This is a genomic window from Billgrantia gudaonensis, assembly GCF_900100195.1.
Classification (GTDB): domain Bacteria; phylum Pseudomonadota; class Gammaproteobacteria; order Pseudomonadales; family Halomonadaceae; genus Halomonas; species Halomonas gudaonensis.
The window spans coordinates 329,500-351,043 of record NZ_FNES01000001.1; the positions used below are offsets into that span (position 1 = coordinate 329,500).

The window sequence follows — 21,544 nt, forward strand, 5'->3', positions numbered from 1 at the left end:
TGCCATGACAGCGTGTCGACTGGTTGCCACTCTGTTGCTGGGCATGGCCATTGGCATGCCCTCATGGGCGGCGCCGGCCCTCCCTGGCGATATCATCGCCGATCTTCAGGCTCAGGAGCGCCGGCTCGAGCAGGGCGATCTCGAGACGGTCAGCGAGCGTGCCCGTAGCCAGGCCCAGCGACTTGCCGGGGGGAATGTCGCCGACCGATGGGCGCGGGCACTCTATCTGCAGCTTGCCGCCAGTGCCGAGGCGCGCGCCGGCCGCCCGAATACGGCGGCGGAGCTGCTGCGCCAGGCACGCGCCAGCGATGTGGTCGAAGCACAGCAGGCCGACCGCTGGCTGCGTCAGGAAGCCAATCTGCGCCTGGCCGCCGACGAAGCCGAGGCAGGCGTCGAGCTGCTCGGCGACTGGTTCGAGCGTCATGCTGGCAATGCCGACGATCGTTGGCAGATGGCACGTGGCCTGGCCGAACTGGAGCGTTGGTCGGCGGCGGCCGACTGGGTGGGGCGCGCTTTCGAAGTGGATGACTCACCGGACGATGCCCAGCGACGGCTGGCCGTTGTCGTCTATCAGCGCGCCGGGCATGGCGAGCGAGCCCTGGACGTGTTGGCCGAAGACCTGGATGCCGATAGCGACGCTTCCGAGTGGCGCCAGGCAGCGGGACTCGCCCAGCAGATCGGAGCCCATGGGCAGGCAGCTGCACTATGGGAGGCCGGTTGGCGGCTGGGCGTACTCGACGGTCGCGAAGACCGCCTGATGCTAATCAAGCTGCACCTGGCCGGCGGCACTCCGGCGCGAGCCGCTGAGCGCTTGTCGGCGGCTCTCGACCAAGAGGCATTGCCCGACACTGTGGAGAATCGGCGTCTCTTGGCCAGTGCCTGGGAGCGGGCGCGCCACCGTGATCGGGCGCTCGAAGCGTGGCAGGACGTGGCCGAGCGCAGCGAAAACGCTGACGACTGGCTGCGCCTCGGTCAGCTGGCGTTGGGTTGGGGGCGCGACGGGCGGGCGCGACAAGCCTTGGACGAAGCCGCCGCGAGAGGTGCCGAGGAGGCTGAGTCCTGGCTGGCGACATTAGAGGCATCGGCGGACGAGCGCTCGCAAGAGCGCGCCGAAACGGGCCAGGACTTGACCCAGGTCCATTGACAACGTCAAACACAATGCCAATCGTTTTCATTCGCTATATTGGGTGGTAGAGTCGAATGGCTACGGCAGGTCGAGTCTGCCGACTTTCAATCACGCTATCCGTCAACGAATGGAAGGGGATGCACCATGAAACAGCCGCTGATCGCACTGGCCCTCGCTAGCCTGATGACCACCGCTTCACTGGCCGTTGCCGATGAGCAGGAGCGTGTCGATCACTTCGAGGCCAAGTCCTCGGAAACGCTGGTGGAAGCGGTGGCCAACTTCACCGAATACAACGAGAAACTGGCCGCCATCCTCGAAAAGGACGAGCTCAGCGATGAGGACATGGGCAACATTCACCAGCTGAGCTACACCATCGAAGAGGCATTGGCCAAGATCCACACGGATCTGGAGAACGTGGCCGCCACCCTGGAAGAGGTGCATCTCGGTTCCGAGACGGGGGACTACGAAGGCGTCAAGGCCAACGGCGAAGCCTATCTGAAGACGGCCTGGACGGTCATCCGGTAGTGGTCGGCGCCAGTTTCAGGCCTCATGGACGGCCGCCCAGTCGGGCGGCCGTCGGCGTTGTGCCGGTCAGAGGTCGATGTCGGTCCATACCGGGGCGTGGTCGGAGGGCTTCTCCATGCCGCGCAAGGCGTAGTCGATGCCTGCGTCGGTGACCGATTCGGCCAGTGAGCGGGTGACCAGGATGGTGTCGATGCGCAGACCGCGCTTGGGATCGCGCTCGAAGCCGCGGGAGCGATAGTCGAACCAGCTGAAGCGGTCGTCGATCTCGGGATGGCGCAGTCGGTAGCTGTCGGTGAGCCCCCAGGTCTTGAGACGAGCGAGCCACTCACGCTCCTCGGGCTGGAAGCTGGTCTTGCCCTCGCGTAGCCAGCGTTTGCGATTGGCCTCGCCGATGCCGATGTCGATGTCCTCCGGCGAGATGTTGAAGTCGCCCATCACTGCCAGGCGTTCGTCGGGGTGGTGATGCGACGCCAGCCGTTCGGTGAGCTGGGCGTAGAAGGCCCGCTTGTGCGGAAACTTCACCGGATGCTCGACGTTTTCGCCCTGGGGAAAATAGCCGTTGTAGATCGTCAGCGGTTCGCCCGATGCCGGGCGAAGTCGCACGCCGATCAGGCGCCGCTGGGCGTCCTCGCCGTCCTCGGGCAGGCCGTAGTGCACGGCGTCCGGCTCTCCGCATTGGGCAGGGTCGATCATCAAGGCGACGCCGTAGTGCCCCTTCTGACCGTGGAACACGACTCGATAGCCCAGTGCCTCCACCGCTGCACGGGGAAACTCGCTGTCCTGCACCTTGGTCTCCTGCAGGCCGATCACCGCCGGGCGGTGGCTGTCCACCAGCGCCGAAAGCTGGTGGAGACGGGCGCGGACTCCATTGATGTTGAACGACACCAGACGCATCAGTCGGTCTCCTTGTCGTCACGCGGCGGGTGGATGTCGATCGGCTGGCCGGCTTGCTGACGGGCTTGCTTGCGCGCCGCCTGCAGCTTGCGTTGCTGGCGCTTCTTCTGGGTGAAGCGGCGCGACGGGGCCACCTCGTCGGGGTTTTCGTGACGCCACTGGCGGTAGTCCTTGCGTCGGCCGGTACGGATGGTCACCTTGTCGGCCAGCGAGCGAGTCTTCTTGCGGCGGGTCATGGCCGGACTCCTGAGCGTGTCGAATGCCAAGCGGGTGTGCATTCTACCAGTCTCGACCCGCAAGCGCGCCCTCGTCGCGCGAGGCTGGTACAATGCCCGCCGAACGAGGCTTTCCATCCACTGTTACGGACAAGACACACAGCCTATGAGCGAGTCGGAACAGACCACAGCCCCGGCCCAGAATCGCAAGCCGAAGCGTCGGCGTCGCAAGCCGCGCCGCCGCCAGTCGAACTGGGATCTGCGCCAGTTTCAGGTGCCTGCCGTGGCGGGCAAGTGGCGCTTTCACGACTTCGAGTTGCCGCTGCCGCTGATGCGCGCCATTCATGCGCTGGGCTTCGAATACTGCACGCCGATCCAGGCGGAGGCGCTGCGCCATACGCTGCTGGGTGGCGACGTGGTGGGCAAGGCCCAGACCGGCACCGGCAAGACGGCTGCCTTCCTGATCTCGATCCTGGCTTACTTTCTCGAGGAGGAGGCGCCCGACGGCCAGAAGCCGGGGGCTCCGCGTGCGTTGATCGTGGCGCCGACCCGTGAGCTGGCGCTGCAGATCGAAAAGGATGCCAAGGCGCTGGCCCGCTTCACGTCGCTCAACGTGGCCAGCGTCGTGGGGGGCATGGACTACCAGAAGCAGCGCGACAACCTCGGAAAGAATGTCGATATTCTGGTGGCCACGCCGGGGCGGTTGCTCGACTTCCACGAGAAACGCGACGTCGACCTCACCCAAGTGGAGGTGCTGGTGCTCGATGAAGCGGACCGCATGCTCTCCATGGGCTTCATCCCCGACGTCAAGCGCATCATCCGCCATACGCCCAAGAAGGAAGAACGACAGACCTTCCTGTTCTCGGCGACCTTTTCTCAGGACATACTCAATCTGGCCAACCAGTGGACGCACCAGGCGGAGTACGTGGAGATCGAGGTCACCGTCGAGAACCAGGCGGATATCGATCAGCGCGTCTACCTGGTCAGCGACGACGACAAGCAGAAACTGCTGGTCAAGTTGCTCCAGCAGGAGGCCTTCGATCGCGTGATGGTGTTCGGCAACCGCCGGGACCTGGTGCGCCGGCTCGACGAGCTGCTGCGCAAGGCCGGCATCAATGTCGCCATGCTCTCCGGCGACGTGCCGCAGAATCAGCGCATCAAGACCCTCGAGAGTTTCCGCGAGGGCGATATCCAGGTACTGGTGGCCACCGACGTGGCGGGGCGCGGCATCCACATCGAGGACGTCAGCCACGTGATCAACTACACCCTGCCGGAGGATCCGGAGGACTACGTGCACCGCATCGGGCGTACCGGTCGTGCCGGTGCCAAGGGCGTGTCGATCAGCTTCGTGGGCGAGGAGGATGCCTTCTCGCTGCCCGAGATCGAGCGCTACATCGGCGACAAGCTGCCCTGCGAGCATCCGCCGGAAGGACTTTTATGAGCGCTAAGCTCGAAGAGCGGCGCTACGCGCCTGGGAGCTGGAAGCCATAGCAACATGGTCAGCCCAGATGTTGATGAACATCTCGAGTGACGGCCAGACAAGGCGAAGGTCTGCGCTGAATGGGCTGTAACACTACTGCAGGTAGCGCTCTGGAAACCGACGATGCTTTGCTGCCGATGCTGACGGCTTCGATGCAAGCTCAGTTCATGCTCTGCACGGTCGGTGAGGTGGAGTTTTCTCACCGCTTACCGCTTCCAGCTTACAGCTTGGGTGAATATGCTTGACGAAGCCCTCAAGGAGGAGATCCAGGCCGCTTATCGCCGCGTGCTCGAGGCGCTGGATCTCACTCCACGCTACGGGCAGCGGCTGATGATCGCCGAGATCGCTCGCACCCTGGGCGGCATCACCGCCGACGAGGCGGGGCGGCGCACCAGCGACGAGCACGTCTGCGTGCTCGAGGCCGGCACCGGTACCGGCAAGACCCTGGCCTACCTGCTTGCCGCGCTGCCGGTGGCCAAGGCGCACGGCAAGCGGCTGGTGATTGCCACGGCCACGGTGGCGCTGCAGGAGCAGGTGCTGCACCAGGACCTGCCGGCGCTCGAGGCGCACAGCGGTCTCGACTTCGATTTCGCCCTGGCCAAGGGGCGCGGCCGCTACCTCTGCGTGGCGCGTCTCGAACAGGCACTCGACGGCGTGGCGGACAATCCCACTCTGTCGCTGTTCGAACAGAGCCTGGCTGGGCAGGGAGGCGACGACTTTCAGACGCTGGTGCAGGAGATGGCCGATGCCTACGGCAGCGGTCGCTGGCCAGGCGATCGCGACAGCTGGCCGGAAGCCATCGCGGATGCCGACTGGCGTCGCCTGACCATCGACCATCGCCAGTGTACCAATCGCCGCTGCGGCCACTTCGGCGCCTGCGCCTTCTTTCGCGCTCGCCGCGATCTGGAGAGCGCCGACGTCATCGTCGCCAATCATGACCTGGTGCTCGCCGACCTGTCGCTGGGTGGTGGAGTGGTGCTGCCGCCGCCGGGCGATTGCATCTACGTCTTCGACGAGGGCCACCATCTTCCCGACAAGGCCTTGCAGCACTTCACCCATCGCGTGGGCGTGAGCGGCGCGCTGCGCTGGCTAGGCACCCTCAAGAAGTCGCTTACCGAGCTCAACGCGGCGCTGGCCGTGCAGCCCACCCTGGCGCGCCTGCTGGCCGGCCTGCCCGAGCTGATCGCCGCCCTGGAGCCGCGTCTCGGCGAGGTCTTTGCGCTCGGTCATCAGCTGGCGGGTCGTCAGCAGGGCTTGGGCGACGCAGAGGAGAGCATGACCCACCGCTTTCCCATGGGGCGCGTGCCCGATGGGCTGCGCGACCAGGCTGGAGCTCTGGTCACGGCGTTCGCCGAACTCTCGCGCAGTCTCGAGACGATGAGCGACATCCTGCGCGAGAGTCATGATCCCGACAAGCAGACCGGCTTGCCCCGCGAGCAAGCCGAGGCGTGGCTGCCGTTGGTCGCTCTGCTGCACGGTCGCGCCTTGGAGGCCCATGCGTTGTGGCAGGCCTATGCCGAGAGCGACGAGGAAGGCGAGGCGCCGCGGGCGCGCTGGATGGTGCTGGAGCGCCTGGGCGGCGATGGTGAACTGACGTTCTCGGCAAGCCCGGTTTCTGCCGCACCGACGCTGGCGCGCACGTTGTGGGGCAGCTGCTTCGGTGCGGTGGTCACGTCGGCGACGCTGACGGCCCTGGGACGCTTCGAGCGGCTGCAGGAGCGTGCCGGGCTGGCCAACCGCTATCGCTATCAGCGGTTGCCGAGCCCCTTCGACTACTCCCAGGCAGTGCTCAGCGTGCCCCGCGAGGCAGTGGATCCCGCCGATCGCGAGGTCCACGAGCGGGCGATCGTCGACTTCGTCGCAGGCCTGGGCGAAGACGAGGCGGTGCTGATGCTGTTTTCGTCGCGGGCACAGCTGCGTGCAGTAGAGAAGGCGCTGCCGCGAACGCTCGCCGAGCGGGTGCTGGCCCAGGATCGGCTGCCCAAGCGCGAACTCATTGGCCGCCACCGCGCGCGGGTCGATGCGGGGGAGGGAAGCGTGATATTCGGCCTGGCCAGTTTCGCCGAGGGTATCGACCTGCCCGGTGACTACCTGACCCACGTGGTGATCACCCGGCTGCCCTTTGCCGTACCCGACGACCCGGTAGGGGCGACGCTGGCGGAGTGGATCGAGAGCCGCGGGGGCAATCCCTTCATGCGCATCAGCGTGCCGGACGCCTCCATCAAGCTGGTTCAGGCGTGCGGGCGGCTGATCCGCAAGGAGGCCGACCGCGGTCGCATCACGCTGCTGGATCGCCGCGTACTGACACGGCGTTATGGCCGCGCACTGCTCGATGCATTGCCGCCCTTCGAGCGCGAGATCGACGGGGTCCGTCAGTCACCCTGAATCGCTGACGCAAACGCCGGCAATTCGGGCGGTGCCGGTCTGTGATGCACCACGGCCCGCCGATGGCGGGCCGTCGAGGAGAAGTGTCGCCGTGGCTCAGGTGTCGCGGCGTCGCTCGGCCAGCACCGGAGCCAGCTTCTCGGCCATGCGCGTCATGGCCTGCTCGGTGGTGTCCCAGTCGATGCAGGCGTCGGTGATGGAGACGCCGTACTGCAGATCGCCGAGATCGTCGGGAATCTTCTGGTTGCCCCAGCCGATGTTCGACTCCACCATCAGGCCCATGATGGAACGATTGCCTTCCAGGATCTGGTTGGTGACGTTCTCCATCACCAGCGGCTGGAGGGCCGGGTCCTTGTTGGAGTTGGCGTGGGAGCAGTCGATCATGATGTTGGGCTTCACTCCGGCCTTGCGCAGTTCCTGCTCGGCCAGCGCCACGCTGACGCTGTCGTAGTTGGGTTTGCCGTTGCCGCCGCGCAGCACGACGTGAGCATAGGCGTTGCCGCGGGTACGAATGATCGCCACCTGGCCGGCCTGATCGATGCCCAGGAAGTTGTGCGGATGGGCCACTGACTGCAAGGCGTTGACCGCCACGTCGAGGCTGCCGTCGGTGCCGTTCTTGAAGCCGACCGGGCTCGACAGGCCGGAGGACATCTCACGATGGGTCTGCGATTCGGTAGTGCGAGCGCCGATGGCCGACCAGCCGATGCAGTCTTGCAGGTACTGCGGCGAGATGGGATCGAGCGCTTCGGTGGCGAGCGGCAGGCCCAGTTCGGAGAGCTCGACCAGCAGCCGGCGGGCGATTCGCAGACCCTCCTCGATCTCGAAGGAACCGTTGATGTGCGGGTCGTTGATCAGTCCCTTCCAGCCTACGGTGGTGCGGGGTTTCTCGAAATAGACGCGCATCACGACATACAAGCTATCCTTGACCTCATCGGCCAGGCGGCGCAGGCGGCGGGCATAATCCAGGGCGGCATCCACGTCATGGATCGAGCAAGGACCGATGACCACCAGCAGGCGCGGGTCGGTGCCGTCGAGGATGTTCTGGATGGTACGACGCCCTTCGATGACCGTCCGTTCGGCGGCCTCGCTCAGGGGTATCTCCTGTTTGAGGGCCTCGGGAGTGACCAGAACGTCCTGGGAAAGAACATTGAGGTTGTTGACCTGCTGATCGGACATGGGTGCTACCTGTATCGTGTCATGATGCGTTGGGGGCGAGTCTTCCGCCTACTATCGCTCGCCGATGAGGCAAAAATCAATCGGATGGGGAACCGCAAGGCGTCGAGCCCGGTCACAGCGCCGGTGCTGACGATGGCAAGTCGGCTTGATGCGCGAGCGAGAAACAGGAACACTTGCCGTTTCGATGAACGGTGACATTCAGGGACATGAGCTGCCGCCAGGCACCAGGTTGAGACCATGCATGCAGATTTCGTTGCAACGCCCCGCTGCACCTTCACGACGCTGCGCCAGGATCTCTCCCGATTGGGGAGGGTGTGAATGGGAAATCGTGAAACCGACCAGCAGCTCGTGGAACGCGCCCAGCAGGGGGATACCCGCGCCTTCGACCTGCTGGTGAAGAAGTACCAGCACAAGATCATTGGCCTGATCGGCCGCTACGTTCAGGACCATGCCGAAGTTCAGGACGTGGCCCAGGAGGCCTTCATCAAGGCGTATCGGGCGCTCGGCAAGTTTCGTGCCGAGAGCGCCTTCTATACCTGGATGTACCGTATTGCCATCAATACGGCCAAGAACCACTTGGTTTCCAAGGGGCGGCGTCCGCCAGGCAGCGACCTGGACATCGCCGATGCCGAGATCGTCGACCATAGCGGGCGGCTGGCCGACATCGAGACACCGGAAGCGGCCATTGCCCGCGACCAGCTCGAGGCGGCGGTGTTCGAGGCCATCGAGAAGCTGCCCGACGACTTGCGCACGGCCATCACACTGCGTGAACTCGACGGCCTCTCCTATGAGGACATCGCCAATATCATGCAGTGTCCGGTAGGGACGGTACGCTCACGAATCTTCCGCGCCCGAGAGGCCGTGGACCAGCATATTCAGCCGCTGGTCACCACGTCTCGAAGCCGCGAATCGGTGGCCGATTGATGATCCAGTGCAAGGTTTTTGCACGGTTGCTGAACTGTTGAGTGCCTTTGACGTCAGAAGCTGTGATCGGTAGGAGAAGCGGGTCGGTTTTCCGCTATTCCTCGAGGGGTGGCCTGCCCGCCGTGCAGGGAAGGCGGGGAATTCATCGAAGCCAAGGCAGCGGCCTTGTGATGTGAGGATGTGAAGAATGAGTCAGAACGCACGGGAATCGCTTTCTGCCCTGATGGACAGCGAAGGTGATGATCTCGAGCTGCGCCGGGTGCTGAAGTCCTTGGAGGACGACCCGGATGCAGCGGACGCCTGGCGACGCTATCATCTGATGCGTAGCCTGCTGCGACGGGATCATGACGTCGATGTCAGCATGGACCTCTCGGCGGGAATCCTGGCTCGCATCGAGGAAGAGCCCGTTCCCGCGCCACAGGCTCCGGCACCATCGTCGCGACGTTCGATACCGCTGGCACGCGGTGCCGGCATTGCTGCAGCGGTGACACTGATGGTCATCAGCGGCGTGCAGTTCTATCAGGGCAGTGGCTTCGGCGGCGATCGGTCCGATCTGGCCGATACCGGGTCCGAGGCACCGGCATCGGTCGAAGCGGTGTCCGGGGAGCGCAGCTTTTCTCTCCCCGCCCTGTCCGGCCAGGCAGAGCAGGTGGGCATGTCGCTCTTCGGTAACGCTCCCTCCAGTGGCAATGCCTCCTCGTTCCTGTCTCAGGCAGACTTTGGCTTCGGCCGTCCACTGGATACGTCTCCCAACCTGCGCCAGTCGACGAGTGGCGATCAGGAGCAGGCGCGATTGCTCCAGAGCTACCTCGACCGCCATTCGGAGGGAGCCGCCTATCGCAGTAGCGATGCCTGGATGCCGCTGCTGCGTGCATCCGGTAGCGAGACACTGGGTACGCGCTGATGCGGGTCGGGCGCACGGCGTGGCGCCTGGCGCTGCTCGGGGGGCTGATCTGGGTTTCCGCGGGAGTGTTGGCGAGCGAGGAAGAGGGCGAGGCCGATTCCTTCGACTGCGCACAAGTGGCCGAGTGGGACGCTCCCGATTCGCCCATGGAGTGGTTCGAGCGCAGTCTATGGGCCAACCACTGTTACGTTTTCCAGGCGCGGGCCGTGCGCATCAGCGTCGACGGCGTGCGCACCGTGGCGCTTTCTCACGACGTGCAGGATGGCGTGGAGCGCGAGGTGGCACGCTTTCTGGACGGTCCTCCGATGATCTTCGAGCGTCGTGGGCGCATCGGTCGACTCACCTGGACCGAAGACGGCTCCGAAGCGCCCGCGTCGCCCACCGGCATTGCTCGTCACCTGGAGCGCTTCTATCGACTCAGCCTGGGTGAAGAGGAGCGTATCGCCAGTCGTCGCGTTGTGCGTCTCGACGTAGAGCCGCTGGACGATCACCGCTACGGGCATCGGTTCTGGCTCGATCGCGACACGGCCCTGCCGCTCAAGCAGCAACTGCTCAACGAAGAGGGGCGGGTGGTCGAAACTTTCCAGTTCACCGAACTCCAGCGACCGCAGCTCCATGAAGGCGACGTGATCATGGATCGTCGTCGATCACCGCCGTCCCTGGCATGGCGCCCAGGCTGGTTGCCGAAGGGATTCATCGCCCAGCCGGTCGTTACGCGCAGTCAGCGTCATGGCGAACGGGTCGGGCATCGCATCTACAGCGATGGACTATCGACGCTCAGCCTGTTCGTCGAACCTCTCGACGAGGCAGGCAAGCGGCTGATGCCCGGCCTTCACCGTCTCGGGATCTCGATGGCCGTGGTGCGCCATATTGAGCGGGCGGGGCAGCCACATCAGGTAGTGGTAATGGGTGAGTTGCCAGTTCGGGTACTGGTGCGCGTATCCGAAGGCCTGATATGGGAAGAGTCCGAAAGGACCGAGTGAAGGAACCGTCAGAGGGGGTGGCGAGTCGAGAAGGATAGGTCGCCACGACCTTCTGGAATCGTTGGCCGTAGGGTGAACCTTTTTCGATGCAACTGGTTATGTCTGTCTAGGAGCCTGTCGGATTGCATCGATCGTCATCAGACGGACGATCGGTGTCGAGTCCGAAAGGTTCCGGGGCCAGTGTGCGATCACTGGCCTGCTTGCCAATAGAACGAGCGGACGCAGGAGCTTTTCATGAAGCCTATTACGCGACACCTTTCCCTGTGGTTTTTACTGGTCACGCTGCTGCTGGGTTGGCAGTCGGCCATGGCCCGAGATGGGCTACCGGATTTCACCGAGTTGGTGGAAGAGGCTGCACCCGGGGTGGTCAACATCTCCACGTCGCGAACCATCGAACGCCGCGACCCCTTCCAGGATTTTGGCGGGCAGGAGATTCCGGAAATCTTCCGCCATTTCTTCGGTGATCGTTTTCCCATCCCGCCCGGCGGCAGCGGCCCCGGCCACAGCGAAGAGCGTCAGTCGCTCGGTTCGGGCTTCATCATCAGTGAAGACGGTTACATCATGACCAATGCTCACGTGGTCAGTGAAGCCGACGAGATCCTGGTGCGTCTCAACGACCGCCGCGAGCTGGAGGCCGAACTGATCGGTGCGGATGAACGCACGGACGTTGCGGTGCTCAAGGTCGATGCTTCGGACCTGCCGACGCTGCGCACCGGCGACTCCGAGGAGCTCGAAGTCGGCCAGTGGGTGGCCGCCATCGGTTCGCCCTTCGGTTTCGATCACTCGGTCACGGCAGGCATCATCAGCGCCATCAACCGGACCTTGCCGCGTGATGCTTACGTTCCCTTCATTCAGACCGACGTGGCGATCAACCCTGGCAACTCGGGAGGGCCGCTGTTCAATCTCGATGGCGAAGTGGTCGGCATCAATTCGCAGATATTCACCCGCAGCGGTGGCTTCATGGGTCTCTCCTTCGCCATCCCCATCAACGTGGCCATGGACGTGGCCGATCAGTTGCGTGACGAAGGGCGAGTCAGCCGTGGCTGGCTGGGGGTGATGATCCAGCCCGTATCACGCGATCTGGCGGAATCCTTCGGCATGGATCGGGCCAGTGGTGCGCTGATCGCCGACCTCGACCCGGAAGGGCCGGCAGCGCGGGATGGCTTGCAGGCCGGTGACGTCATCCTGGAAGTGGATGGCGAGGAAGTCGATCGTTCGAGCACCCTGCCGCGGCTGATCGGCCGCATCAACCCCGGCGATGAGGCCGAGTTGACCGTGCTGCGCGATGGCCGCGAAATCACCGAGACGATCACCATCGGTGACTGGCCCGAGAGCGAGACCACGGCTTCCAGCAGCCGCAGCGAACCGAGTGCGCAGGCGCGCCTGGGCATTGCCGTGGACGCGTTGAGCGATGACGAGCGTGAGCGGCTGGGCATCGATGCCGGCGTCATGGTGACAGACGTCGATCCGCGGGGTGCCGCCGCAGCGGCGGGAATCCGCCCGGGAGACGTCATCGTGGGCCTCGACCACCGCCTGGTGGAGAGCCCGGAGCAGTTGGCCGAGCTGGTCGGTTCGCTGCCCTCGGATCGTGCCGTTCCGGTGCGGCTCTACCGTGATGGCCGCTCGCTGTTCGTTGCCTTGCGGGTGGAGCAGGAGTGAGCTGACCCACCGTTCCATGCGTACTCCCGCAACGCCTCGCCGCTCAGCCGGCGAGGCGTTGCTATGTGGGCATCGCCCGGCTGCGCTGTCCAACCCCGTGTCATGCCGGTACAATACCGGCCATCGAACTCACGATACGCGAACGGTGGCGGACAGGCCGCCGGTGCCGCGCGCGTACCGAACATCGGACCGGGCTAGATGAGCAACGAAAAGACCCACGACAAGCTGAAGCACATACGGAATTTCTCGATCATCGCCCATATCGACCATGGCAAGTCCACCCTGGCCGACCGCCTGATCCAGACCTGCGGCGGGTTGACCGAGCGCGAGCTCAAGGAGCAGGTGCTCGATTCGATGGACCTGGAGCGCGAGCGCGGCATCACCATCAAGGCGCAGTCGGTCACGCTCGATTATCATGCGCAGGACGGCAACGTCTACCAGCTCAACTTCATCGATACTCCCGGACACGTCGATTTCTCCTACGAGGTCTCGCGGTCGCTCTACGCCTGCGAGGGGGCGCTGCTGGTGGTCGACGCCGGTCAGGGTGTCGAGGCGCAGTCGGTGGCCAACTGCTACACGGCGATCGAGCAGGGGCTCGAGGTGCTGCCGGTGCTCAACAAGATGGATCTGCCTCAGGCCGACCCCGACAAGGTTTCGCACGAGATCGAGGAGATCATCGGTCTGGACGCCACCGACGCCTGCCAGGTGTCGGCCAAGAGCGGCATGGGCATCGACGCCTTGCTCGAGCGCCTGGTGCGCGATATCCCGCCGCCCAAGGGCGACCCCGCCTCGCCTCTGCAGGCGCTGATCATCGATTCCTGGTTCGACAACTACCTGGGCGTGGTCTCGTTGGTACGGTTGTTCGACGGCACGCTGAAGAAAGGCGACAAGATCCGCATCAAGTCCACCGGCGGCGACTGGCAGGCCAACGAGGTGGGCATCTTCACGCCGCTGCGGCGTGAAACCGGCATCCTGCGCGCCGGTGAGGTGGGTTTCGTGGTGGCGGGGATCAAGGACATCCACGGTGCGCCGGTGGGGGACACCATCACCCATGCCAAAACGCCGGACGTGCCGCGCCTGCCCGGTTTCCAGAAGGTCAAGCCGCAAGTCTATGCCGGGATGTTTCCGGTCAGTGCCGACGATTACGAAGACTTCCGCGATGCCCTGGAGAAGCTGGCGCTCAACGATGCCTCCCTCGACTACGAGCCGGAAAATTCCGATGCTCTGGGCTTCGGTTTTCGCGTCGGCTTCCTCGGTACGCTACACATGGAGATCATCCAGGAGCGGCTCGAGCGCGAGTACGACCTGGACCTGCTGACCACCGCGCCCACCGTGGTTTACGAACTGGCGATGAAGAACGGCGAGGTCATCTACGTCGCCAATCCTTCCAAGCTGCCCGACATGGCCGATGTGGAGGAGATGCGGGAGCCCGTCGTGCGGGCCAGCATCCTGGTTCCCCAGGAGTTCGTCGGCAACGTCATCACCGAGTGCGAGCAGCGGCGCGGCACCCAGCTCGACATGCTGTTCCTGGGCAGCCAGATTCAGCTCACCTATGAGCTGCCGATGTCCGAGGTGGTGATGGACTTCTTCGATCGTCTCAAGTCGATCTCCAAGGGGTACGCGTCGCTGGAGTACAACTTCGAGCGCTTTCAGGCCGCCAAGCTGGTGCGCCTCGACGTGCTGATCAACGGTGATCGCGTCGATGCCTTGGCGGTGATCATTCATCGTGACCACGCCCACTTCCGCGGGCGCGCTCTGGTCGACAAGATGAAAGAGCTGATTCCCCGCCAGATGTTCGACGTGGCGATCCAGGCCGCCATCGGCGGCCAGGTGGTGGCGCGTTCCACCGTCAAGGCGCTGCGCAAGAACGTCACTGCCAAGTGCTATGGCGGTGACGTGACGCGCAAGAAGAAACTGCTCGAGAAACAGAAGGCGGGCAAAAAGCGCATGAAGCAGGTCGGTCGAGTGGAGATCCCACAGGACGCCTTCCTCGCCGTGCTCAAGGTCAACGACTAGGAATTGACGCAACATGGATTTCTCTCTTCTGCTGGTGGTGGCGGTCGCCGTTACCGGGGTGATCTGGGGGCTCGACCTGGTATGGTGGCGCCCGGCTCGCCAGCGCCGGTTGGACTCCGCCGGAGTCGGTACTACCGAGGGTCTCGGTGAGGCGGCCCGTGAAAAGGCGCTCAAGGAGCCCTGGCCGGTCGACTACGCACGCTCCTTCTTCCCGGTGCTGCTGGTCGTGCTGCTGCTGAGGAGCTTTCTCGTCGAACCCTTTCAGATTCCCTCGGGCTCGATGCGCCCCACCCTGGAAGTGGGCGATTTCATCCTCGTCAACAAGTTCGCCTACGGGTTGCGCCTGCCGGTGGTGAACACCGAGATCATCGAGATCGGCGAGCCCGAGCGGGGAGATGTCATGGTGTTCCGGTTCCCCGAGGAGCCGTCCGTCAATTTCATCAAGCGCGTGGTAGGGCTGCCCGGCGACGTGGTGCGCTACGAGGAGAAGCAGCTCTTCATCAATGGCGAGCCGGTTGCCAAGGAACTGTTGGATGCGGCGCCGGCGGGAGAGCCCGGCGAATGGCTGCTGGAAGAGCAATTGGGCGAGGTCAGCCACCGTATCTACAATAATCCCCGAGACCCCGGCCCGCGGGTCCGCGAAGTGGAGGTGCCCGAAGGACACTACTTCACGATGGGCGACAATCGCGATCATTCCAACGACAGTCGCTACTGGGGCTTCGTGCCGGAAGAGAACATCGTGGGACGTGCCTTCGCCGTATGGATGCATTGGGATGGCGGTCTGCCGAGCTTCACCAGCGTACGGCGCATCCATTGATTCCGGCCGTGATCGAGGCGGGGCGCGCTCCGCACAATCAACCAAAGACCAGCAGGAGCTTCGTGAGCCACTCTCTCATCGCCTTCAGCCGACGGATCGGTCATGACTTCAGCGATGTCTCGCTGTTGGAGCTGGCCCTGACCCATCGCAGCTTCGGCGGCCAGAACAACGAACGACTCGAGTTTCTCGGCGATTCCATCGTCAACTTCGTCATTGCCGAAGCTCTCTATCAGCGCTTTCCCCAGGCGCGGGAAGGCCAGCTTTCGCGTCTGCGCGCGCGCCTGGTGCGCGGCCAGACGCTGGCCGAGCTGGCGCGTGAAATGGCCTTCGGCGAGTGTCTGCGGCTCGGTTCCGGCGAGATGAAGAGCGGAGGTCATCGTCGCGACTCCATCCTCGCCGATGCGGTCGAGGGCGTGATTGGTGCCATCTATCTGGATGCCGGCATGGACACGGCCCGAGCACGAGTGCTGGCCTGGTATGCGGAGCGTCTGGAAGCGATCGACCTGCAGGACACCCAGAAGGACCCCAAGACGCGGCTGCAGGAGTTTCTCCAGTCTCGCCAGGCGGCGCTGCCACGTTACGAGGTGGTGTCGGTGGAAGGCGAGGCTCACGATCAGACCTTCACCGTCGAGTGCCACGTCGAGCTGCTCCGGGACTGCACCCTGGGCATCGGTCCCAGCCGGCGACACGCCGAGCAGCAGGCTGCCGACAGGGCTTTGGCGAGTCTCGACCCTCGCGGAGGACGGCCTTCATGACTCAGACCTGCGGCTTCGTGGCCATCGTCGGCCGACCCAACGTGGGCAAGTCGACCCTGATGAATCGCATCCTCGGCCAGAAGGTGTCGATCACCTCGCGTCGCCCTCAGACCACCCGTCACCAGGTCATGGGCATCAAGACCGAGGACGACGCTCAGTTCATCTACGTCGATACGCCCGGCATCCACATTCAGACCCGCGACCGCAACAAGGCGATCAATCGCTTCATGAATCAGGCGGCAAGCCAGGCGCTGCGCGACGTCGATTGCGTGGTGTTCATCGTCGACCGCACCCGCTGGAGCGATGAGGATCAGGTGGTGCTCGAGCGCCTCGAGCACGTCAAGGCGCCGGTGATCCTGGCCGTCAACAAGGTCGATCGCCTCCAGGACAAGCGCGCCTTGCTGCCCTGGCTCGACAGCGTGGGCGCGCGGCGCGACTTCGCCGCCATCGTGCCCGTTTCGGCCAAGCATGGCACCAACGTGCCCGAGCTCGAGGCAGAGGTGGCGAAACATCTGTCCGAGGGTCCGCATCATTTCCCGGACGACCAGATCACCGACAAGAGCCAGCGTTTCCTGGCCGCCGAACTGGTACGCGAGAAGATCATGCGTCAGCTCGGTGACGAGTTGCCCTACCAGATGACGGTGGAGATCGAGGAATTCCGCGACGAGGGCAAGGTCGTGCACATCAGTGCCCTGATTCTGGTCGAGCGCGCCGGCCAGAAGAAGATCCTCATCGGCGAGAACGGTGAGCGCATCAAGACCATCGGGCGCGAGGCACGCCTCGAGATGGAACGCCTGCTCGATGCCAAGGTGATGCTCAATCTGTGGGTCAAGGTGAAGCGAGGCTGGTCGGACAACGAGCGAGCCTTGAAGAGCCTGGGGTATCACCTAGACTAGCGACTTCGAGCTTCGAGCTTCGAGCTTCGAGCTTCGAGCTTCGAGCTTCGAGCTTCGCCCTCGTCGCAATGGACGCCCGCTGATGACGCCCGAACCCGCCTTTCTGCTGCACAAGCGCCCCTACCGCGAAACCAGTGCGCTGGTGGATCTGGTCACCTTCGAGCATGGACGGGTGCGGGCCGTGGCCCAGGGCGTGCAGCGGCCCGGCTCGCGCTCCCGCGGGCGGCTGCAGCCCTTCGCGCCGCTGCACGTCACCTGGGTGGGCGAGGGCGAGCTCAAACGGCTGAGGCTGATGGAGAGCGGCGGGGCAGCGGCGATGCTGGCCGGGGAAGGCTTGTTGTGCGGGCTCTACGCCAATGAACTCTTGACCCGGGTGTTGCCTCTGGAGCTACCGGTGGCCGAGGTGTTCGCCCACTACACGGCGCTGCTCGACGCGCTGCCACTGCCCGAGGCGCGAGCCCCAGGGCTTCGGCGCCTGGAAGTGGCGCTGCTCGAAGCGCTCGATGCCATGCCGCGTTTCACCGATTCCCAGGGGAGTGAACTCGACCCCCAGTGTCGCTACCGTTTCGATGCAGCGTCGCACGCTTTCATCGTTGCCGATCCGGGCCTCGATGGGCGCACCCTGCGCTTGCTGGCCAGCGGCGGCTGGGACGAACCGGGGCTGGCCGGCCCGGCCAAGGCGGTGACCCGCGCGGCGCTCGCCCCGCTGCTCGGCTCGCGTCCTCTGCGGTCCCGTGAACTGATGCAGAAGCTCGCGGCCTCCCGGAATCGCCGGTCGGGAGCTTGAAGCTAGCAGCAAGACCTTGATACGGGGACTGGCAACAGGCTGCCTTTCCAGCTTCCAGCTTCCAGCTTATCGCTTTACCCTTGTCCCTCGACCCCTTGACCTTCGTATCCTGGAGAACTCCATGTATCCCCCTCGCATCCTGCTGGGCGTCAACATCGATCACGTCGCCACGCTGCGCCAGGCCCGCGGCACTCGCTATCCCGACCCGGTCCAGGCCGCGCTGCTGGCCGAGGAAGCCGGTGCCGATGGCATCACCATTCATCTGCGCGAAGATCGCCGGCATATTCAGGAGCGCGACGTACGTCTGCTGGCGGAGACGCTCAACACCCGCATGAATCTGGAAATGGCGGTCACCGGGGAGATGCTCACGCTGGCCGAGCAGATGCGGCCGGCGCATGTCTGCCTGGTACCCGAAAAGCGCGAGGAGTTGACTACCGAAGGGGGGCTAGACGTGGCCGGCGGTCTCGGTGCTGTGTCCGATGCCTGTCGGCGGCTGGCGGCTGCGGGTTGCGAGGCGTCGCTATTCATCGACCCGGAGCCGGCACAGATCGAGGCGGCGGTGAAAGCGGGGGCGCCCGTGATCGAACTGCATACCGGTGCCTATGCCGAGGCGACGGGCGAGGCGGCGCGGCGCGAATATGCGCGCCTGTGCCGCGCTGCCGAACAGGCGCTGGCGCTGGGGCTCGTCGTCAACGCTGGACATGGCTTGCATTATCATAACGTCGAAGCAGTGGCTGCCATTCCCGGCATCAACGAGCTGAACATCGGGCACGCGATCATCGCTCGAGCGCTGTTCGTGGGTCTCAAGGAGGCGGTGGCTGAGATGAAACGACTGATCGTCGCCGGCCAGGAAGCGGGGCTAGTGGCTGCCATCGAAGCCCACGACCACGAGCATGATCACTGAGCCATGATCATCGGCATCGGTACCGACATCGCCCGAGTGGCGCGCTTTCAGGCGGGCATGGTGCGCCATGGCCCGCGATTCGCTCGGCGGCTGCTCAGCGCGGCCGAGTTCGATCGCTTCAACGGCCATCCCCAGGCCGCCGGCTATCTGGCCAAGCGCTTTGCCGCCAAGGAGGCTTTCGTCAAAGCGCTGGGCACGGGCATGCGGCGCGGCATGCGCTGGAGCGAGGTTCAGGTGGTCAACGATGCCCTGGGGCGGCCCTCACTGGTACTCTCCGGCAAGGCCCACGAGCTCGCCCAGGCTGCCGGGGTCACGACGATTCACCTGTCACTCTCCGACGAGGCCGAGTTGGCGCTGGCCATGGTGGTGCTCGAGGGCTGAGCGCCGTTTTCGAGAGCGTGCCACTCGAGTACGCGCTCCATGGCGTCGAACAGTGCCGCGACCAGGCCATCGACTGCAGCCATGCCCCGCGAGCGCAGACGGGTTTCCAGGGTTTCGGCGATCAACGCCAGTTCGGGAGCCCCGCAGTAGCGGCAGGCGCCATTGAGGGAATGTACGGCATCGAGCAGCGCTTCCTCGTCGTCACCGGCCAGGGCGTCGCGTATGGCCCGCTCGCTTTCCGGCAGCGACCGGACCAGCTCCTCCAGCAGTTCGCGAGCCAGGCTTTCGCTGCCGTTGGCCAGTCGCGTGCCCAGCGCCATGTCCACCACGTCGAGCGATTCACTGGCGGGAGAGACGCCAGCAGCGACGTCGCTCTCATGGGGTTCGCTGGGCGGCCACCCCGACAAGTGGCGATGCAATAGCGTTTCCAGCTGGCGGCCGTCTACCGGCTTGATGAGCACGTCCTGCAGGCCGGCATCGCACAGGCGCTGACGGTCCGGTTCCAGGGCATGGGCGGTGACGGCGATCACGGGGCAGCGTGACCAGGAGCCTCCCAGGCGTCGCAGGGCTCGGGTGGTTTCGATTCCGTCCATTCCCGGCATGCGAATATCCATCAGTACCAGATCGAAGTGCTCGCTCTCCGCCAGGGCGAGGGCCTCCTCGCCGCTGGCCGCCTCTGCCACGATCAGGCCGGGACGAGCCAGCATTTCGCGCAGCAGGCGGCGGTTGCTGGCGTTGTCGTCGACCACCAGCAGTTGCGTGGACTGCGTCACCTGGGCGGGTTGGTTGATGTGATCGACCAGGCGTCGCAGGGCGTCGGCGAGGGGCTGGCGGGCCAGCGGCTTGCACAGCATTTCGCTGTGCTCGGGAAGGGTGATCTCGGGCAGCTCCAAGGGGCTTGCATTGACCAGCAGCAGCACCGGATGGCGGCAGGCCGACAGGCGGGCTTGCCACTGTTGCTGGGCTTCCGGCGTCAATGGCGAGGGCAGTGCAGCGACGGCCAGGGTCGGCGGTGGATCGTCAGCGCCGAGCTGGGATGTCTCGACGACCCTGGCTCCCAAGCCGCTCAACAGGTGGTGCAGTGCGAAGCGGGTCGGTGCATGGGGCTCGAGCAGAGCGATGCGTTCGCCGGCGAAGAGCCGTTCCGGGGCGGGCATGCCATCGCCCCGGCTCTCCAGCGGTAGGGTGATGGTGAAGGTGCTGCCCTGCCCGGGTTCGCTGTCCACGCGTATCTCGCCGCCCATCTGCTCGACCAACTGGCGGCTGATGGCCAGCCCTAGCCCCGAACCGCCATATTGCCGGCTATGCCCGGGCGTTGCCTGACGGAAAGCCTGGAAGAGTTCGCGTTGCTGTTCGGGCGTCAGGCCGATGCCGGTATCGCTGACGCTGATCTGCAGCGTCGTCCGGCCGTCGGTCGTCTGCGCTTCGACCATCACTCGCACGATGACTTCGCCGCTTTCGGTGAACTTCAGGGCGTTGTGCACCAGATTGGTGAGCACCTGACGAATGCGCAGCGGGTCGCCGCGCAGCGAGCGAGGGACGTCGTCATAGACCAGCCCGAGCAGTTCCAGATGCTTCTGGTGGGCGAGCGGTGCCTGCAGTCCCAGCACCTCGTCGACCAGCGTCACCATGTCGATGTCGGTGCGTTCCAGCTCCAGTCGACCGGCTTCGAGGCGCGAGAAATCCAGCACGTCGTTGACCAGGGCGAGCAGGTTGTCGCAGGCCACTTGTACCTGATCGAGCCATTCCCGCTGGCGCGGCTCCAGGCGTGAGCGACCCAGCAGGCGACAGAAACCGACGATGCCGTTGAGTGGCGTGCGGATCTCGTGGCTCATGCTGGCCAGGAACTCCGACTTGACGCGGCTGGCTTCCAGCGCCCGACGGTGGGCCAGGTCGAGTTCGATGTTCTTGATCTCGATGGTTTCCATCGACTCCTGCAGCTCGGCAGTGGTCTGCTCGATCTGACGCTGCATATCATCGCGGGACGCTTCCAGGGCCGTTCCCAAGGCGTTGATGCGCCGGGCCAGTCGGTCGAGTTCGGGCGAGCCCTGTTCGGTGTCGAGGGCAGTATGGTGGCTGCCCTTGGCGAGCCGATGCAGGGCTTCACTGGCGTCCTGCAACCGACCGTCGAGGCGCCGCCCCAGGGTGGCGCCGATCACGAACAGCAGCAGGCCGATCACCAGCAGGCCCAGACCGGCACTGGCCAGGTGGCGGTAGAAGGCGAGGGTCAGGCGCCGCGTATCGATGTCCAGCGTCATCCAGCCCGCGGGAGCGGCGTCGCTCCGGTCGGAGGGGGCGGCGAGTGGCAGGATGAGCCGCCAGATGTCACCCTCGCTGTCCAGCTGGCGCTGCGTCGCTGAAGGTGGAGTGAAGGGCTCGCTGCGCGAACCCAGCGACAACAGAGCCTTGCCGGCAGTGTCGTGGATGCCGAGATGCCGGATCTCGTCGAGCTCCAGCAACTGCTGGCCGAGTCTCTCGAGGCGTGCGTCGTCGGCCGCCGCCAAGGCTTCGCCGAAGCGTGGAGCCTGCAGCTCGGCTGCCGTGGTCAAGCGTTCCTTCAGGGCCGACTTGCGCCACTGGGCATCCTGATGCAGAGCCAGTATCGCCGCCAGCGCCAGTACCGCCAGGGGCAGGCAGAGAATCCACAGGGCGAGACGGTTGCCGAGCGACATCGCTGCTTCCTCGGTCGGGGCGTGGGTGACCAGCCCAGTATGCCA

At 64.9% G+C, this 21,544-nt stretch carries 19 protein-coding genes; 15 read left to right on the forward strand and 4 right to left on the reverse strand.

Annotated features, from left to right (window positions below):
* The first annotated feature begins 4 nt into the window (after positions 1-4).
* Both BLP96_RS01495 and BLP96_RS01500 read left to right on the forward strand, forming a co-directional pair.
* Positions 5-1,144 carry a hypothetical protein gene (locus BLP96_RS01495; protein ID WP_089682353.1) on the forward strand — a complete coding sequence of 380 codons (1,140 nt, stop codon included), beginning with the start codon at positions 5-7 and terminating at the stop codon, positions 1,142-1,144.
* 126 nt (positions 1,145-1,270) lie between these two features.
* Positions 1,271-1,651 (forward strand): DUF6746 family protein, encoded by a 381-nt coding sequence (locus BLP96_RS01500; RefSeq protein ID WP_176761428.1) that lies wholly within the window; start codon positions 1,271-1,273, stop codon positions 1,649-1,651.
* Between the two features lie 66 nt (positions 1,652-1,717).
* On the opposite strand, the gene xthA is transcribed toward BLP96_RS01500, so the two are convergent.
* Together xthA and BLP96_RS01510 are read right to left on the reverse strand one after the other, a co-directional pair.
* Positions 1,718-2,545: an exodeoxyribonuclease III gene (xthA, locus tag BLP96_RS01505; protein ID WP_089682355.1), complete on the reverse strand. Its 828-nt coding sequence runs from the start codon at positions 2,543-2,545 to the stop codon at positions 1,718-1,720.
* Positions 2,545-2,781, reverse strand: a complete 237-nt coding sequence (locus BLP96_RS01510) for a hypothetical protein (protein ID WP_089682357.1) — start codon at positions 2,779-2,781, stop codon at positions 2,545-2,547. Before BLP96_RS01510 ends, xthA begins: the two co-directional genes overlap by 1 nt.
* A 145-nt stretch (positions 2,782-2,926) precedes the next feature.
* Here BLP96_RS01510 and rhlB point away from each other — a divergent pair, with 145 nt between their 5' ends.
* On the forward strand, positions 2,927-4,201 hold the full coding sequence (rhlB, locus tag BLP96_RS01515; RefSeq protein ID WP_089682359.1) for an ATP-dependent RNA helicase RhlB: 1,275 nt from the start codon (positions 2,927-2,929) through the stop codon (positions 4,199-4,201).
* A gap of 276 nt (positions 4,202-4,477) precedes the next feature.
* A complete protein-coding gene (dinG, locus tag BLP96_RS01520; RefSeq protein ID WP_089682361.1) occupies positions 4,478-6,625 on the forward strand; it encodes an ATP-dependent DNA helicase DinG in 2,148 nt (715 codons plus the stop codon).
* Between the two features lie 96 nt (positions 6,626-6,721).
* Here dinG and BLP96_RS01525 read toward each other — a convergent pair whose 3' ends face one another.
* On the reverse strand, positions 6,722-7,801 hold the full coding sequence (locus BLP96_RS01525) for a 3-deoxy-7-phosphoheptulonate synthase (RefSeq protein WP_089682363.1): 1,080 nt from the start codon (positions 7,799-7,801) through the stop codon (positions 6,722-6,724).
* 318 nt (positions 7,802-8,119) lie between these two features.
* On the opposite strand from BLP96_RS01525, the gene rpoE reads away from it, so the two are divergent.
* The 11 genes from rpoE to BLP96_RS01580 all read left to right on the forward strand — a co-directional run bounded on the left by rpoE (position 8,120) and on the right by BLP96_RS01580 (position 18,827).
* Positions 8,120-8,725 carry an RNA polymerase sigma factor RpoE gene (rpoE, locus tag BLP96_RS01530; RefSeq protein ID WP_089682365.1) on the forward strand — a complete coding sequence of 202 codons (606 nt, stop codon included), beginning with the start codon at positions 8,120-8,122 and terminating at the stop codon, positions 8,723-8,725.
* Between the two features lie 187 nt (positions 8,726-8,912).
* Positions 8,913-9,629, forward strand: coding sequence for a sigma-E factor negative regulatory protein (locus BLP96_RS01535; RefSeq protein ID WP_089682367.1), 717 nt, complete (start codon positions 8,913-8,915; stop codon positions 9,627-9,629).
* Positions 9,629-10,612: a MucB/RseB C-terminal domain-containing protein gene (locus BLP96_RS01540; RefSeq protein ID WP_089682369.1), complete on the forward strand. Its 984-nt coding sequence runs from the start codon at positions 9,629-9,631 to the stop codon at positions 10,610-10,612. The genes BLP96_RS01535 and BLP96_RS01540 overlap by 1 nt, the downstream gene beginning before the upstream one ends.
* Before the next feature lie 234 nt (positions 10,613-10,846).
* On the forward strand, positions 10,847-12,271 hold the full coding sequence (locus BLP96_RS01545; RefSeq protein ID WP_089682371.1) for a DegQ family serine endoprotease: 1,425 nt from the start codon (positions 10,847-10,849) through the stop codon (positions 12,269-12,271).
* A 198-nt stretch (positions 12,272-12,469) separates the two neighbouring features.
* Entirely contained in the window at positions 12,470-14,287 is a 1,818-nt protein-coding gene (lepA, locus tag BLP96_RS01550; protein WP_089682373.1) for a translation elongation factor 4, read from the forward strand.
* Positions 14,288-14,300: 13 nt separating this feature from the next.
* Entirely contained in the window at positions 14,301-15,104 is an 804-nt protein-coding gene (gene lepB, locus BLP96_RS01555; protein ID WP_089682374.1) for a signal peptidase I, read from the forward strand.
* A 62-nt stretch (positions 15,105-15,166) separates the two neighbouring features.
* On the forward strand, positions 15,167-15,859 hold the full coding sequence (rnc, locus tag BLP96_RS01560) for a ribonuclease III (RefSeq protein WP_089682376.1): 693 nt from the start codon (positions 15,167-15,169) through the stop codon (positions 15,857-15,859).
* Positions 15,856-16,755: a GTPase Era gene (gene era / locus BLP96_RS01565; RefSeq protein ID WP_089682377.1), complete on the forward strand. Its 900-nt coding sequence runs from the start codon at positions 15,856-15,858 to the stop codon at positions 16,753-16,755. Before rnc ends, era begins: the two co-directional genes overlap by 4 nt.
* A gap of 82 nt (positions 16,756-16,837) precedes the next feature.
* Positions 16,838-17,542: a DNA repair protein RecO gene (recO, locus tag BLP96_RS01570; RefSeq protein ID WP_089682379.1), complete on the forward strand. Its 705-nt coding sequence runs from the start codon at positions 16,838-16,840 to the stop codon at positions 17,540-17,542.
* A gap of 121 nt (positions 17,543-17,663) precedes the next feature.
* A complete protein-coding gene (gene pdxJ, locus BLP96_RS01575; RefSeq protein WP_089682381.1) occupies positions 17,664-18,446 on the forward strand; it encodes a pyridoxine 5'-phosphate synthase in 783 nt (260 codons plus the stop codon).
* Between the two features lie 3 nt (positions 18,447-18,449).
* On the forward strand, positions 18,450-18,827 hold the full coding sequence (locus BLP96_RS01580) for a holo-ACP synthase (RefSeq protein ID WP_089682383.1): 378 nt from the start codon (positions 18,450-18,452) through the stop codon (positions 18,825-18,827).
* On the opposite strand, the gene BLP96_RS01585 is transcribed toward BLP96_RS01580, so the two are convergent.
* Positions 18,767-21,499: an ATP-binding protein gene (locus tag BLP96_RS01585; RefSeq protein WP_089682386.1), complete on the reverse strand. Its 2,733-nt coding sequence runs from the start codon at positions 21,497-21,499 to the stop codon at positions 18,767-18,769. The genes BLP96_RS01580 and BLP96_RS01585 overlap by 61 nt on opposite strands.
* Positions 21,500-21,544: the final 45 nt, after the last annotated feature.